The following is a 13,594-nucleotide window of genomic DNA, read 5'->3' on the forward strand; positions in this document are numbered from 1 at the left end:
TTTCCCGCCTTGACAAGCACCCACCGCCCGTCAGCACAATCAAGCTTCGGGGTGCCCCACGCCACCCCTCAAAAGCAATGTCGCCCGCCAGGGCGACGAGCCGCCCCCGACACGGACCCCCTACCGACCCTCAGCGAACCACCGAACCCACCACCGCTGCCAAGGCGTCTCCACCGCCCGCGGATGATGCTCCTTCCGCACCCACCCCACGGCCTCCCGGACCCCCACCCCGCCCAACGTCACCAAACAAGCCAGCACAGTCCCAGTCCGCCCCACCCCGCCGAGACAAGCCACCTCCACGGCCTCCCCGGCAACGGCCCGCTCATGCAACCCCACGATCTCCCGCCGAGCCCCCTCCCAATCCCGCGGCAGGAGAAAGTCCGGCCACACCACCCACCGCCGCTCCCATCCCAGCGAACCGTCGTACTTCGCCCGCATCCGCCGCGACCCCAGATACAACCCGAACTCCGGCTCCGGCCCTTCCGGCTTCGGCTTCCCCAGCCCGCGCCCCCGCACCACCGCACCGTCCGGAAGCACGAGCGTCCCCGCCAACGCAGAATCCATCACCCCATGATCCCCCTATCCACCGTTCGATGGACCCGAGGCGGACCCGACAGGGCTAGGCTGCCCCAGGTGAGTGAAGACCCAGCCACGCCGGGCCCGGACCAGATGCGCGTGTCGGACGCTGACCGGGAGCAGGTCGCGCAGGTCCTGCACCAGGCCCTGTCCGAAGGCCGCATCACGATCAACGAGCTGGAGGAACGGCTCTCCAGCGTCTACTCCGCGAAAACGTTCGCCGACCTGAAGCCGGTGACCGCCGACCTTCCCGGTAGCGCCGCGGTCGCCACCACCGCGTCGGCCCCGGTGCAGCCCGCTCCCTCGCGCGCGCTCGGGCTGCCGGACAGCCGCATCGGCGGGCATCCCGGTTCCGCCGTTTCGATCGGCGTGATGTCCGGGGCGGTGCGCAAGGGCAGCTGGGTCCTGCCGCAGCAGCACACGACTTTCGCGTTCTGGGGCGGTGCCGAGATCGACCTGCGCAGCGCCCGGTTCGCGGAGAAGTCGTGCACGATCACCGCCGTCGCGATCATGGGCGGGATCGAGATCACCGTCCCCGACGACATCAACGTGAACGTCACCGGCATCGGCTTCATGGGTGCGTTCCTGCTGGAGGACAAGTCCGGTGCGCCGCCCGCGCCGCCGACCGCTCCGACCGTGACGATCAACGGTCTCGGCTTCTGGGGCGGCGTCGTGGTCTACCGCAAGCCGGCCAAGGACCCCAACGCTCCGCAGATCGAGTCCTGAACCCGACTGCACACCCCACCGACAAAAACCGCCGCCAGCGCCGCGCGGCTGTGGACAACCGCGCGGCCGTGACCAGCAGTCCACAGATTCGAGTGAGCGCTCCGGCGCCTGCTGTCGCGCACCTACACTCAGCGGTATGACAGCTACCACCAGCCCGGCAGCGGCGCCGGAAACCCCGTCGCCGCTGACGGACGTCACTCGCGACGAAGCGAGCCTGCGGCGGTTCCTGCACGGGCTGCCCGGTGTCGACCAGGTCGGCGTCGAGCAGCGCGCGGCGGGACTCGCGACCCGGAGCATCAAAAAGGAAGCCAAGCGGTGGGCGATCGACACCGCGGTGTCGATGGTCGACCTGACCACGCTCGAAGGAGCCGACACGCGCGGCAAGGTCCGCGGCCTCGCCGCCAAGGCGATGCGGCCGGACCCCGAACGGCAGGACTGCCCGCGCGTCGCGGCCGTGTGCGTGTACCCGGACTTGGTGGCAACAGCCGTCGAAGCGCTCGCGGGCAGCGGAGTGCGGGTGGCGAGCGTCGCCACCGGTTTCCCGGCGGGCCGCACGAGCCGCGAGGTGAAACTGGCCGACACGCGACTCGCCGTCGAGGCCGGCGCGGACGAGGTCGACATGGTGATCGACCGAGGGGCCTTCCTCGAAGGCCGCTACCTCGAGGTGTTCGAGGAGATCCGCGCCGTGAAGGAGGCCTGCGGGTCCGCGCACCTGAAGGTGATCCTCGAAACGGGCGAACTGGCGACGTACGACAACGTGCGGCGCGCGTCCTGGCTCGCCCTGCTGGCGGGCGGCGACTTCATCAAGACGTCCACTGGCAAGGTGTCGCCCGCCGCGACGCTGCCGGTCACGCACGTGATGCTGCAGGCGGTGCACGACTGGCACGAGCGCACCGGCGAACTGCGCGGAGTCAAGCCCGCGGGCGGGATCCGGACGACGAAGGACGCGATCAAGTACCTCGTCGCCGTGCACGAGGTCGCGGGCGAGCAGTGGCTCACGCCGGAGCTGTTCCGGTTCGGCGCGTCGAGCCTGCTCAACGACCTGCTGCTGCAGCGGCGCACCCAGGTGGACGGCCACTACAGCGGCCCCGACTACGTGACGGTGGACTGACATGGGCATCTTCGAATACGCGCCCGCGCCGGAATCGCGCGCCCTGGCCAACCTGAAAGAGCAGTACAAGCCGTTCGTCAACGGCGAATTCGTCGACGGTTCGGGCGAGCCGCTGAAGACGGTCAACCCGGCCACCGAGGAGGTCCTCGCCGAGGTCGGCACCGCGTCGGAGTCCGATGTGGACACCGCGGTGAAGGCCGCGCGCAAGGCGTACACGTCGGTCTGGGCGAAAATGCCGGGCACCGAGCGGGCGAAGTACCTCTTCCGCATCGCGCGGCTGATCCAGGAACGCTCGCGCGAACTGGCGGTGCTGGAGACGCTGGACAACGGGAAGCCGATCAAGGAGTCGCGCGATTCCGACGTGCCCACCGCGGCCGCGCATTTCTTCTACCACGCGGGCTGGGCGGACAAGCTCGGTTACGCCGGATACGGCCCGGACCCGAAGCCGCTCGGCGTCGCGGGCCAGGTGATCCCGTGGAACTTCCCGCTGCTGATGCTGGCGTGGAAGATCGCCCCGGCGCTGGCCACCGGCAACACCGTGGTGCTCAAGCCCGCCGAAACCACGCCGCTGACCGCGCTGGTCTTCGCCGAGATCTGCCAGCAGGCGGAACTGCCGCCGGGCGTGGTGAACATCCTGCCCGGCGCGGGCGACATCGGAGCGTCCATTGTGGAGCATCCGGACGTCGACAAGATCGCGTTCACCGGCTCCACCGAGGTCGGCAAGCTGATCCAGCGCACCGTCGCGGGCACCCGCAAGAAGCTGACCCTGGAACTCGGCGGCAAGGCGGCGAACGTGGTGTTCGACGACGCCCCGCTGGACCAGGCGGTGGAGGGGATCGTCAACGGGATCTTCTTCAACCAGGGCCACGTCTGCTGTGCGGGCTCGCGGCTGCTGGTGCAGGAATCGGTGGCCGAGGAGGTGTTGGAGAAGCTCCGCTACCGGGTGTCGACGCTGCGGCTGGGCGACCCGCTGGACAAGAACACCGACATCGGCGCGATCAACTCGGCCGAGCAGCTGGCGAAGATCCGCGGCCTGGTCGAATCCGGCGACGCGGAAGGCGCGCAACGGTGGACCAGCCCGTGCCCGGTGCCGGACCGCGGATTCTTCTTCGCGCCGACGGTGTTCTCCGAAGTCCACCAGTCGATGCGGATCGCTCGCGAGGAGATCTTCGGCCCGGTGCTGTCGGTGCTCACCTTCCGCACCCCGGAAGAGGCCGTGGCGAAGGCGAACAACACGCCGTACGGACTGTCCGCGGGCATCTGGACCGAGAAGGGCTCGCGCATTCTGTGGATGGCGAACCAGCTCCGGGCCGGCGTGGTCTGGGCCAACACGTTCAACCGCTTCGACCCCGCCGCCCCCTTCGGCGGCTACCAGGAGTCCGGTTTCGGCCGCGAAGGCGGACGCACCGGTTTGGAGGCCTACCTCAATGTCTGACCGGATTTCCGTCGCCAAAACCTACAAGCTCTACCTCGGCGGCAAATTCCCGCGTTCGGAATCGGGCCGGGTCTACCCCGTCACCGATGCCAAAGGCACTTTCCTGGCCAACGCTGCCCACGCGTCCCGCAAAGACCTGCGCGACGCGGTGTCCGCCGCCCGCAAGGCGTTCCCCGGTTGGTCGTCGGCAACCGCATACAACCGCGGCCAGGTGCTCTACCGGGTCGCCGAGGTGATGGAAGGCCGCCGCGCGCAGTTCGCCGGCGAGGTGGCCGCCTGTGAAGGAGTCCCGGCGAAGAAGGCCGAGTCCCTGGTGGACGCCGCCATCGACCGCTGGGTCTGGTACGCCGGCTGGACCGACAAGATCGCCTCGGTCCTGGGCGCCGCCAACCCGGTCGCCGGCCCGTACTTCTCCTTCACCACGCCCGAGCCGACCGGCGTCGTCGGGGTCCTCGCGCCGCAAGAGTCGTCCTTGCTCGGTCTGGTGACCGTCCTGGCCCCCGTGCTGGCCACCGGCTCCACGGCAGTCCTGGTATCCAGCGCGGACCGTCCGCTGCCCGCCATCACGCTCTCCGAGGTCCTGGCCACGTCCGACGTCCCCGCCGGGGTCGTCAACATCCTCACCGGCCGCGCTGCGGAACTGGGCCCGTGGCTGGCCTCCCACGGAGACGTCAACGCCCTGGACCCGACCGGCGCCACCCCCGAGGATCGCGTCGCCCTAGCGCAGGAAGCCGCCGGCACGGTGAAACGCGTCCTGTCCGTCCCGGACACCGAACCGGACTGGACGGCCGAGCCGGACCTGTCCCGCCTCCGGCGGTACCTGGAAGCGAAAACCGTCTGGCACCCGATGGGCGTCTGACGTTCGAGTCCGCCCAGACCGCCGCTCCGGTTATCCCGGAGCGGCGGTTTTGTCCGCAGCGGTCCAGGAAATTGCGCGATGGGCAGGGGCATCTCGCGCCGGTTTCCCGCGCGACATCAGCGGCAGCCTGGTCGACTTGTTGCCTTGCCGCGAAGCTCCGGCCGCTCAAGGCGTAGGGCGGCGCCACCGCGAACCCGCTCGTGGAATTTCCGCCAGCGCAGACGAATTGCGGCACCTGAGGCGGGCCCGGCGCGACGCGGTGCACCTGATGCACGTCGCCGTCCGCAGGCCGGACGCACCGCACTCCGCAATCGACTCCGAGGCGGCGCTGCGGTATCCGAACGCGCCGCGGGAGGTGATGGTCGGCCAGGTGCACAAGCTGCTCGCGCTGCTCGGCACCCCCAACATCCGTTTCGGCATCATCCCCGCGGACGTCGTCCTGCCGTACCCGGTCACCGCGGACTTCCGGGTCGTCGACGACGTCGCGATGGTCGAAACCCCGGATGGCGAGCACATCGCGAGCGACGCCGACCCGTACCACGAGGTCGCGGATCTACTGTGGACAGTCGCGGCCGAGGGAGACGCGGCCCGGGCGGTGCTGCTGCGGGTACTCGAGGCACTCGCCCAGGACCACTGACTCCCCGGATCCCTTAGACCGCAGGCGCTTCGCCCGCGGTCAGCGCGCCGACGTCGAGGGTGTGACTGTCGGCGTTGGCGTCCACCGCACCGAAGGTCCAGTCCACCGTCACGTTCGGGTCGATCGGATCCCCGTGCGGGTTGGAATCGGCCGGAGCGGTCATGGTGACCGCGTTCGGCGTCTGCTGCTCGTCGTCGGAGCCGATCGCGGTCCAGTGCAGCGGCACGTACGCCGACGAACCGTTCGCGATCAGCACCGGCGGCGCGTCAGCCGGTGCCTCGTTGTTCACCAGGACATCGTGCGCACCAACGAGGTTGACGTCGGCCCGGCCGGACAGCACGCACCGCTCGCCCTCGTTCGCGGTGAACTGCAGGGCCGCGTTGCGCTGCCCCGCGCCGGCCCCGCCGTAAACGAGTTTGGTGCTGAACTGGTTCGCCGTGCACGGAAGCGCCGACGAGTCCGCGGTCGCGGCGCCGGCGGTGCCGGCGAAGAGCGCGGTCGCGCCTACGGCGACGGCGACCGCGACGGCGATTCGGCGGATGTGCTTCATGATTCGTCCCCTCTCGTGTTTTCCGGCGGCTCCGCACCGGCTTTCCCGAGATAAGACGTCCTCGCCCGGGACACGATGGCCCGTTGTGAGATCACCCCGCCGGAGCAACCCGAGACGGCTTGGCACGTCTTAAGAAACGCCTCAGAGCAAATCTTCTTTGCCGAGCGGCCGCCCCGGCAGCGTGGTGGCCGGGCCCGCGCGCAGGCCGTCGATCATGATGGCGATGTTGCGCGCCGTCGCCATTTCCGGCGATTTCAACCGTTGCGCCGGCAGCTGGCGGATGAGGCGGGCGAACAGCACCGCGACGTCCCCCGCGCCCACGTCCTCGCGCAACGTCCCCTCGGCCTGCGCCCGGACGACCAGCCCTTCGACTTCGAGCAGCACCGCCTCGCGGAGCTGGGCCACCTCGGGGTCTTCCTTGAGAATCTCGTGCGCCCGCTGCGACAACATGGCCAGCTGCATCGACAACTGCAGTTCCGCGCCGTGGTAGAGCAGCTGCACCAACGCTTCCCACGCGGTCGGCGCTTCGACCGCCAGCCGCCGGGCGTGGTCCAGCACGCCCGCGAAGTTGTCCACCGCCACCGCTCGGATGAGCGCGTCGCGGTCCGGAAAACGCCGGTAGAGGGTGCCCACGCCGACGCCGGCCGCGCGCGCGATCTCCTCCATCGGGACCTCGGGACCGTGGCTGGCGAAGATCACGCGAGCCGCGGCGATGATCTGGTCGCGGTTGCGTTGCGCGTCCGCCCGCAGCGGCGTCTCGGGGTCTGCACTCATACCCGGCCTTCCCTCTTCCCGGTTGGCGCGCATTCTCGCATGCCCGGCCAGCTGCGCAAACGTGCCGGCAACCGGGAGGAGACAGTAATTGTCACCCCGATGCTAGTGGACGACGATCCTCCACTTCGGTACCTTGGGCAGTGAACCGGAATGTAATCCTCCACATTCATTCCGTAACGGGGCAAACCCACCACAGGGGGTTCAGATGACCGAAGTCGCCCAGCCCAGCCGCGTCCAGCCGGAGAAGGCGGCGTTCCCGATGAAGCGGACCTGCCCGTTCGCGCCGCCGCCGGACTACGACCGGTTCCGCGACGCTCGCGCGCACTACGTCGAGCTCGAACGCAGCGGCCAGCACGCCTGGGTGCTGCACCGGCACGAGGACCTGCGGGCGATGCTGACCGACCCGCGCTTCAGCTCGGACCGCTTCAACCCCGGCTTCCCGGTCCTGTTCAAGGACGGCCAGCAGCGCCGTCCGAGGCTGCGCCCGTCGCTGATCGCGATGGCCGCGCCGGAACACGGCCCGGCGCGGCGCGGCGTCGTCGGCGAGTTCACCGTCAAGCGGATGAAGGCCCTGCAGCCGCGCATCCAGGATGTCGTGGACCAGCACCTCGACGCGATGCTGGCCGGCGACCAGCCCGCCGACCTGGTGTCCGCGCTCTCGCTTCCGGTGCCGTCGCTGGTGATCTGCGAGCTGCTCGGCGTCCCGTACTCCGACCACGACTTCTTCCAGAAGCACAGCTCCCGGCTCCTCAACCGCGAGGTGCCCGCGGACGAGCGCGGCGCGTCGGTCGAAGCGATGCAGAAGTATCTGTCCGACCTCGTGTCCGCGAAGGAAACCGCGTCGGCGGACGACCTGCTCAGCCGGCAGATCGAGAAGAAGCGCGAGGAGGGCGAGTACGACCACGACGACCTCGTGTCGCTGGCGTTCCTGCTGCTCATCGCCGGGCACGAGACCACCGCGAACATGATTTCGCTCGGCACCGTCGCGCTGCTGGAGAACCCGGACGCGCTCGCCGCGATCAAGGAGGACCCGGGCAAAACCCTCGACGCCGTCGAGGAATTGCTGCGCTACTTCACCATCGCGGAGTTCGCCACCACCCGCGTCGCGCTCGAAGACGTGGACATCGCCGGCGTCACCATCAAGGCCGGCGAGGGCGTGCTCGGCCTGAGCTACGCGGCCAACTTCGACCCCGAGGTCTTCCCCGAGCCCGAGCAGTTCGACATCTCCCGCGGCGGCAGGCACCACGTCGCGTTCGGCTTCGGCGCGCACCAGTGCCTCGGCCAGAACCTCGCGCGGATGGAACTGCAGATCGTGTTCGACACCCTTTTCCGCCGCATCCCGACGCTGCGTCTCGCCGCGCCGGTCGACCAGTTGCCGTTCAAACACGACTCCGGCGTCTTCGGGCTGTACTGCCTCCCGGTGACCTGGTGAAGGGGAAACGATGACTGCCACTGAAGAACTCCGCATGCCGGTCGCCCGCACCTGCCCGTTCGCCCAGCCGGAGCAGTACGTCCGGATGCGCGAGCACAGCGCGCTCACCCGCGTGCGGATCCCCGGGGGCAAAGAGGCCTGGGTCGCCACGCGGCACGAGGAAGCCCGGCAGATCCTCGGCGACCGGCGGTTCTCCTCCGACCGGTTCCTGCCCAACTTCCCGTTCCTGGCCGAGGGCGGGGCCGCGATCCTCACCAACGTCAAGCAGAAAGCCATGATCGGGATGGACGCGCCCGAGCACGGCGAGGCCCGCCGGGAGGTGCTCGGCGAGTTCACCGTGAAGCGGGTCGAGGCGATGCGGCCGCGGATCCAGGAGATCGTCGACGGCCTGATCGACGAATTGCTCGCCGGGCCGAAACCGGCGGACCTGGTGGAAAAGCTGTCGCTTCCGGTGCCGTCGCTGGTGATCTGCGAGCTGCTCGGCGTCCCGTACGCCGACCACGACTACTTCCAGCAGCGCACGATGGCGCTCATCCGGCGCAGCACCACCGTCGAGGACCGCAAGAAAGCGTCCGAGGAACTGCGCGAGTACCTCAGCGGCCTCGTCGCGGCGAAGGAGAAGGACCCGGCCGACGACCTGCTCGGCAGGCAAATCGTCAAGCGCCGCGAACAAGGCAACTACGACCACGACGCGATGATCGGGCTGGCGTTCCTGCTGCTGGTCGCCGGGCACGAGACCACCGCGAACATGATCTCCCTCGGCACCATCGGGCTGCTGGAAAACCCCGGGCAGCGCGCGACGATCGAGGCCGATCCGGGCAAGACGCTGCTCGCGGTCGAGGAACTGTTGCGCTACTTCACGATCGTCGAGGGCGCCACCGCGCGGGTGGCGACCGAGGACGTGGCAATCGGCGGCGTCACGATCAAGGCCGGCGAGGGCGTGCTCGTGCTGGGCTACGCCGCGAACTGGGACCCGGACGTGTTCGAGAGCCCGGAAAAGCTCGACCTCGAACGCGGCGCGCGCCACCACGTCGCGTTCGGTTTCGGGCCGCACCAGTGCCTCGGCCAGAACCTGGCGCGGATGGAGCTGCAGATCGTGTTCGACACGCTGTTCCGCCGGATCCCGACGCTGAAGAGCGTGCTGCCGGTCGACGAGATTCCGGTGAAGGAAGACGCCACGATCTTCGGCCTGTACCAGTTGCCAGTGACCTGGTAGAGATCAGAGTGCTCCCACCACAAGCCAGGAAGAGGCCATCATGAAGATCATCGCGGACACCGGCAAGTGCGTCGGCGCGGGCCAGTGCGTGCTCACCGAGCCCGCGCTGTTCGACCAGAGCGAGGACGACGGCACGGTCATCGTCCTCAACGACACCCCGGACGGCGAGCTGGTCGAGAAGGCGCGCGAGGCCGTGAACATCTGCCCGAGCCAGGCGCTTTCGCTGGAGGAGTGACCGGCGGTCAGGACGAGCGGACGGCGGTCACCGCGGCGGTCGCGTAACGCGTCGTCAGGTGGCCGCCGCGCGCGTCGATCGCCGCGCCGACCTCGGCGAGGATCTGGTCGCGTTGTTCCGGCGTCGCCACGGTGACACCGCCCTGGGTGGCGAGCAGGTCCAGCCATTCGTCGCGGCGGTAGTCCTGCGCCCATTCGTAGCGCCAGTTCTCCGCTTCGCCGAACGCGCCGGTGCCGGCTAGGCCGGCCGTGGCTTTGTCGAGCATCGGCTGGTACGAGTCGGCGCTGGGGCTTTTCAGATAGTTGCCGCTGAACGGCCAGTCCGGCATCGCCCGGCGCAGCGCGTCCGCCAGTGCGTGCGAGATTTCTTCCGGCGGCATGAACACGTGCCAGAACGCGACGAACCGGCCTCCCGGGCGCAGCACCCGCGCGGCCTTCGCTGCCCCCGCCGCCGGGTCGACCCAGTGCCACGCCTGCCCGGACACGAGCGCGTCGAACGTCCGCCCGGCCGGATCCCAGTCCTCGAATTTCGCGACCTCAACGGGGAAATCGCGCCGGGCGAACTCCGCCATCCGAGCGTCCGGCTCCACGCCGAGCACGATCGCGCCGCGGGCACGGAATTGCCGGCCCTCGATGCCGGTTCCGCAGCCGACGTCGAGCACGTCCTTCCCGGGGCTGGCCTCGAGGACGGCGGTCACCAGTTCGTCCGGGTAACGGGGGCGGGCCCGGTCGTATCGCTCGGGATCGACGCCGAACGACTCCGCCATGGTCCGGTGCTGATGCGGTTCGGGACGGGGTAAAGTGGGCATGCGCCCACCATAGTGGGCAAGCGCCCACTATGGCTAGGAAGGACCGTCGAAGTGCCCACCGGGATCCATCTCCGCGACGTGCGCGCTCAGCTTTTCGACGCCGCGGAACGGGTTTTGCTGCGCGAAGGCCCGAGCGGTCTCACCAGCCGCGCCGTCACCACCGAGGCGGATTGCGCGAAGGGCGTGCTGCACCGGCATTTCGAGGATTTCGACGCGTTTCTCGCCGCACTGGTGCTCGACCGGATCCACCGCCTCGAAGCCCGAGCGGACGATCTGCAGGCGGGAACCGGCGACGTAGTCGAGACGGTGGCCGAGCTGCTCACCGAAGTCTTCTCGTCGGTCGCGGTGTCGATCGTCGCCCTGATCACCTTCCGCGACGAACTGCGGCATCGGCTCCGCGCCGCCCGGCCCGGTCCGGGGATCCCGCTGGCAACGGACGCGGCGAACCTGCTCGCGGATTACCTTGCCGCGGAACAAAAACTCGGTCGGCTCACTCCGGACGCCGACGTGTATACCCTGGCACCGACGCTCATCGGGGCCGGTCACCTGCTCTTCGCCGATCGGACCGGGGAGCCGCCCAGCGAGGAAGCGGTCCGGCAGATGGCGGCCACCGTCCTCGCCGGAGCCCTCCGCTGATTCACCCGATGCCTGTCGCGACCGCGGCCACCGACAGCGCCAGTGCACCCAGCGCGCCCACCACTCCGCAGCGCGTCAACGCGCGTCGGTCCGCGCAGCGGCGGAGGTACTCCGCGACCGCCCCGGCGAAGGCCAGCCCACCAGCGATAAACCACGGTCCCCAGAGGTAGAGGTACCAGTTGACTAGCTCAGCTGGTGCAACGGCTCCGGCCTTGACCAGGACACCCTGCACGACGAACAGCCCGCCGTGCCAGGTCAGCAGGATCGCCGCGGCACTGCCGCAGAACACCATTGTCCGGCCGAGCCGTCGACCGCGCGGCCGCGTCAGACCAACGCCGATCACCGCGCCGAAAGCCTTCAGCAGCCCGGTGCCCACCAAGACGGCGACGAACCACGGCACCCGGTCCTGCGCCAGTTCGACCAGCGACGGTGACACCGTCGATTGCGCGCCGAAGGTGCAGCCGGTCGCCCACCCGAAGCTGGGGATCGCGAACAGCACTCCCCAGACCGCAGCGGCGTAACCCGGCCATTTGCTCAGCTCCGTTTGCTTCGACGACATGCGTCAAGCGTCGCCGGAACCGCGGCGGAACGGATCGAGCGCGAGGGGGATGCGCCTCCCCCGGGAGAGCTAGGCGCCGGTGCCGGAGAGGCCCGGCACCGACACCTCCGTTCAGCCCAGCCGCAGCGTCGTCTTCGGATCGAACGCGTGCGTCTCGCCTTCGCCGCGCAACGCCACCCGGACGTTGTCGCCGATCCGCGGCGGCGTCCGTCCGTCGACCCGGACCACGAACCGGTCGTCGCCGACCTTGCCGTGCAAGTACGCGTCCGCGCCCAGTTCCTCGACCAGCTCCACGACGAGTTCGAATCCTTCGTCCGCGTCGCCGACCAGGCGCAGCGACTCCGGCCGGATCCCGAACACGATCTCGGACAACCCGGCCGCCGCCGTCCGCACCTCAGTGGGCAGCGGCACCACGAGGTCGCCGAGTCGCACGCCGCCGTCGGACAGCGGCAACGTCGCCAGGTTCATCGCCGGCGAACCGATGAATCCGGCTACGAACGAGTTCGCCGGCTTCTCGTACAGCGACCGAGGCGAAGCGCATTGCTGCAGCACGCCATCCTTCAGCACGGCTACCCGGTCGCCCATCGTCATGGCCTCGACCTGGTCGTGGGTCACGTAGATGGTCGTCGTGCCGAGCCGTTGCTGCAGTTTCGCGATGTTGGCCCGGGTTTCCACGCGCAATTTCGCGTCCAGATTGGACAGCGGCTCGTCCATCAGGAACACGCTCGGCTCGCGCACGATCGCCCGGCCCATCGCGACCCGCTGCCGCTGCCCGCCGGACAACGCCTTCGGCTTGCGGTCCAGGAAGCGCGTGAGATCCAGCATCGCGGCGGCCTCGGCGACCCGCTTCTTGATGTCGGCCGACGAGAAACCGCGCAATTTCAACGCGAAACCCATGTTGTCGGCGACCGTCATGTGCGGGTACAGCGCGTAGGACTGGAACACCATCGCGATGTCCCGGTCCTTCGGCGGCAGGTCGGTCACGTCGCGGTCGCCGATCCGGATCGAGCCCTCGTTGACGTCCTCCAGCCCGGCGAGCATCCGCAGCGCGGTGGACTTGCCCGATCCGGACGGGCCGACCAGCACGAGAAATTCGCCGTCCGGCACCTCGAGGCTCAACTGGTCGACCGCGCGGACGCCCGGGTTTCCGGGGTAGACCCGCGACGCCTGGTCGTAAATCACTTCAGCGGACATCTGCCTTCTCCCTTACTTCACCGCGCCCATGGACAGCCCGCGCACCAGGTGGTTCTGCGCGATCCAGCCCACGATCATCACCGGCAGCGAGGCCAGCAGAGCGGCGGCGGACAGCTGAGCCCAGTACAGGCCCTCGCTGGTGATGAAGCCGACCAGGAACACCGGCACCGTGCCGGCCCGGGCGGCGGTGAGGTTGACCGCGTAGAAGAACTCCGTCCAGGAGAAGATCACGCAGATCAACGCGGTCGCGGCGATCCCGGGAGCGACCACCGGCATGACGATCTTGCGCAGCAGCGTCGGCAGGTTCGCCCCGTCGATCCGCGCCGCCTCGATCATCTCGCCGGGCACTTCCAGGAAGAACGACCGCATCATCCAGATCGCCAGCGGCAGGTTCATCGCGGTGTAGAGGATGATCAGCGCCCACACCGTGTCCAGCAGATTCGTGTTCTGCGAGATCACGTACAGCGGGATGATCGCGGCCACGATCGGCAGCATCTTGGTCGACAGGAAGAAGCCCAGCGCGTTCTTCGTGCCCTTGACCGGGGCCAGCGACAGCGCGTACGCGGCCGGAATTCCCAGCACCAGCACGAGCAGCGTCGAAATCACCGTGACGAACGCCGAATTTCCCAGGTACGGCAGGAAACCGCTGTTGAGGACGTTCGAGATCTGGTCGAACGTCGGGCTGAAGAACAGCTTCGGCGGATCGGTGTAGGCGTCGTTCTCCTGCTTGAACGCGGTGAGAATCATCCACAGCAGCGGGAAAACGAACAGGATCGCGATGGCCCAGGTGGCGACGGTCAGCGTGCCCGGCCCGTAGCGGCGTTTGGTCCTGCGCCGCGGCGGCGC

Annotated in this window: 16 protein-coding genes; 9 read left to right on the top strand and 7 right to left on the bottom strand. The window is 69.1% G+C overall.

What is annotated here, in order from left to right:
* Window positions 1-120: 120 nt before the first annotated feature.
* The gene (locus L942_RS45225) at window positions 121-564 is read right to left on the bottom strand and encodes a protein-tyrosine phosphatase family protein (protein WP_037356487.1); all 444 of its coding nucleotides are present in this window, start codon (window positions 562-564) and stop codon (window positions 121-123) included.
* 105 nt (window positions 565-669) lie between these two features.
* Between L942_RS45225 and L942_RS06650 the strand changes: the two genes are divergently transcribed.
* The 5 genes from L942_RS06650 to L942_RS06670 all read left to right on the top strand — a co-directional run bounded on the left by L942_RS06650 (window position 670) and on the right by L942_RS06670 (window position 5,344).
* Window positions 670-1,302, top strand: coding sequence for a DUF1707 SHOCT-like domain-containing protein (locus tag L942_RS06650; protein ID WP_037356292.1), 633 nt, complete (start codon window positions 670-672; stop codon window positions 1,300-1,302).
* Between the two features lie 136 nt (window positions 1,303-1,438).
* Window positions 1,439-2,413 (top strand): deoxyribose-phosphate aldolase, encoded by a 975-nt coding sequence (deoC, locus tag L942_RS06655; RefSeq protein ID WP_037356296.1) that lies wholly within the window; start codon window positions 1,439-1,441, stop codon window positions 2,411-2,413.
* A 1-nt stretch (window position 2,414) separates the two neighbouring features.
* Window positions 2,415-3,848: an aldehyde dehydrogenase family protein gene (locus L942_RS06660; RefSeq protein ID WP_037356299.1), complete on the top strand. Its 1,434-nt coding sequence runs from the start codon at window positions 2,415-2,417 to the stop codon at window positions 3,846-3,848.
* Window positions 3,841-4,707 (top strand): aldehyde dehydrogenase family protein, encoded by an 867-nt coding sequence (locus L942_RS06665; RefSeq protein ID WP_037356302.1) that lies wholly within the window; start codon window positions 3,841-3,843, stop codon window positions 4,705-4,707. Before L942_RS06660 ends, L942_RS06665 begins: the two co-directional genes overlap by 8 nt.
* A 226-nt stretch (window positions 4,708-4,933) precedes the next feature.
* Window positions 4,934-5,344 carry a Scr1 family TA system antitoxin-like transcriptional regulator gene (locus L942_RS06670; RefSeq protein WP_326929320.1) on the top strand — a complete coding sequence of 137 codons (411 nt, stop codon included), beginning with the start codon at window positions 4,934-4,936 and terminating at the stop codon, window positions 5,342-5,344.
* A gap of 13 nt (window positions 5,345-5,357) precedes the next feature.
* On the opposite strand, the gene L942_RS06675 is transcribed toward L942_RS06670, so the two are convergent.
* On the bottom strand, window positions 5,358-5,894 hold the full coding sequence (locus L942_RS06675) for a DUF4232 domain-containing protein (RefSeq protein WP_037356305.1): 537 nt from the start codon (window positions 5,892-5,894) through the stop codon (window positions 5,358-5,360).
* 141 nt (window positions 5,895-6,035) lie between these two features.
* Window positions 6,036-6,668, bottom strand: coding sequence for a TetR/AcrR family transcriptional regulator (locus tag L942_RS06680; protein WP_037356308.1), 633 nt, complete (start codon window positions 6,666-6,668; stop codon window positions 6,036-6,038).
* Window positions 6,669-6,873: 205 nt separating this feature from the next.
* Here L942_RS06680 and L942_RS06685 point away from each other — a divergent pair, with 205 nt between their 5' ends.
* From L942_RS06685 to L942_RS06695, 3 genes are read left to right on the top strand one after another with little or no spacing between them, the layout of a single operon-like run.
* Window positions 6,874-8,100 (top strand): cytochrome P450, encoded by a 1,227-nt coding sequence (locus L942_RS06685; protein WP_037356311.1) that lies wholly within the window; start codon window positions 6,874-6,876, stop codon window positions 8,098-8,100.
* Window positions 8,101-8,110: 10 nt separating this feature from the next.
* Window positions 8,111-9,316, top strand: coding sequence for a cytochrome P450 (locus L942_RS06690; RefSeq protein ID WP_037356314.1), 1,206 nt, complete (start codon window positions 8,111-8,113; stop codon window positions 9,314-9,316).
* Between the two features lie 40 nt (window positions 9,317-9,356).
* Window positions 9,357-9,551 carry a ferredoxin gene (locus tag L942_RS06695; protein ID WP_037356317.1) on the top strand — a complete coding sequence of 65 codons (195 nt, stop codon included), beginning with the start codon at window positions 9,357-9,359 and terminating at the stop codon, window positions 9,549-9,551.
* Window positions 9,552-9,558: 7 nt separating this feature from the next.
* Here L942_RS06695 and L942_RS06700 read toward each other — a convergent pair whose 3' ends face one another.
* Complete coding sequence (locus L942_RS06700; protein ID WP_037356321.1) at window positions 9,559-10,359, bottom strand: class I SAM-dependent methyltransferase; 801 nt, start codon at window positions 10,357-10,359, stop codon at window positions 9,559-9,561.
* A 51-nt stretch (window positions 10,360-10,410) separates the two neighbouring features.
* Between L942_RS06700 and L942_RS06705 the strand changes: the two genes are divergently transcribed.
* Complete coding sequence (locus L942_RS06705; protein ID WP_037356324.1) at window positions 10,411-10,995, top strand: TetR/AcrR family transcriptional regulator; 585 nt, start codon at window positions 10,411-10,413, stop codon at window positions 10,993-10,995.
* Between the two features lies 1 nt (window position 10,996).
* Here L942_RS06705 and L942_RS06710 read toward each other — a convergent pair whose 3' ends face one another.
* From L942_RS06710 to L942_RS06720, 3 genes are all read right to left on the bottom strand, one after another.
* Window positions 10,997-11,554: a DUF3995 domain-containing protein gene (locus L942_RS06710; protein WP_037356327.1), complete on the bottom strand. Its 558-nt coding sequence runs from the start codon at window positions 11,552-11,554 to the stop codon at window positions 10,997-10,999.
* 111 nt (window positions 11,555-11,665) lie between these two features.
* Complete coding sequence (locus L942_RS06715) at window positions 11,666-12,748, bottom strand: ABC transporter ATP-binding protein (RefSeq protein ID WP_037356330.1); 1,083 nt, start codon at window positions 12,746-12,748, stop codon at window positions 11,666-11,668.
* A gap of 12 nt (window positions 12,749-12,760) precedes the next feature.
* Window positions 12,761-13,549, bottom strand: coding sequence for a carbohydrate ABC transporter permease (locus tag L942_RS06720; RefSeq protein ID WP_037356493.1), 789 nt, complete (start codon window positions 13,547-13,549; stop codon window positions 12,761-12,763).
* Window positions 13,550-13,594: the final 45 nt, after the last annotated feature.

The organism is Amycolatopsis orientalis DSM 43388, assembly GCF_000411975.1.
GTDB lineage: Bacteria > Actinomycetota > Actinomycetes > Mycobacteriales > Pseudonocardiaceae > Amycolatopsis > Amycolatopsis orientalis_D.

Excerpts from the sequence above, each read along its gene's own strand:
- L942_RS45225 (WP_037356487.1), bottom strand. The coding sequence starts at position 564 with ATGGATTCTGCGTTGGCGGGGACGCTCGTGCTTCCGGACGGTGCGGTG.
- L942_RS06675 (WP_037356305.1), bottom strand. The coding sequence starts at position 5,894 with ATGAAGCACATCCGCCGAATCGCCGTCGCGGTCGCCGTCGCCGTAGGC.
- L942_RS06700 (WP_037356321.1), bottom strand. The coding sequence starts at position 10,359 with ATGCCCACTTTACCCCGTCCCGAACCGCATCAGCACCGGACCATGGCG.
- deoC (WP_037356296.1), top strand. The coding sequence starts at position 1,439 with ATGACAGCTACCACCAGCCCGGCAGCGGCGCCGGAAACCCCGTCGCCG.
- L942_RS06695 (WP_037356317.1), top strand. The coding sequence starts at position 9,357 with ATGAAGATCATCGCGGACACCGGCAAGTGCGTCGGCGCGGGCCAGTGC.
- L942_RS06690 (WP_037356314.1), top strand. The coding sequence starts at position 8,111 with ATGACTGCCACTGAAGAACTCCGCATGCCGGTCGCCCGCACCTGCCCG.
- L942_RS06650 (WP_037356292.1), top strand. The coding sequence starts at position 670 with ATGCGCGTGTCGGACGCTGACCGGGAGCAGGTCGCGCAGGTCCTGCAC.
- L942_RS06710 (WP_037356327.1), bottom strand. The coding sequence starts at position 11,554 with ATGTCGTCGAAGCAAACGGAGCTGAGCAAATGGCCGGGTTACGCCGCT.
- L942_RS06685 (WP_037356311.1), top strand. The coding sequence starts at position 6,874 with ATGACCGAAGTCGCCCAGCCCAGCCGCGTCCAGCCGGAGAAGGCGGCG.
- L942_RS06660 (WP_037356299.1), top strand. The coding sequence starts at position 2,415 with ATGGGCATCTTCGAATACGCGCCCGCGCCGGAATCGCGCGCCCTGGCC.
- L942_RS06680 (WP_037356308.1), bottom strand. The coding sequence starts at position 6,668 with ATGAGTGCAGACCCCGAGACGCCGCTGCGGGCGGACGCGCAACGCAAC.
- L942_RS06665 (WP_037356302.1), top strand. The coding sequence starts at position 3,841 with ATGTCTGACCGGATTTCCGTCGCCAAAACCTACAAGCTCTACCTCGGC.
- L942_RS06715 (WP_037356330.1), bottom strand. The coding sequence starts at position 12,748 with ATGTCCGCTGAAGTGATTTACGACCAGGCGTCGCGGGTCTACCCCGGA.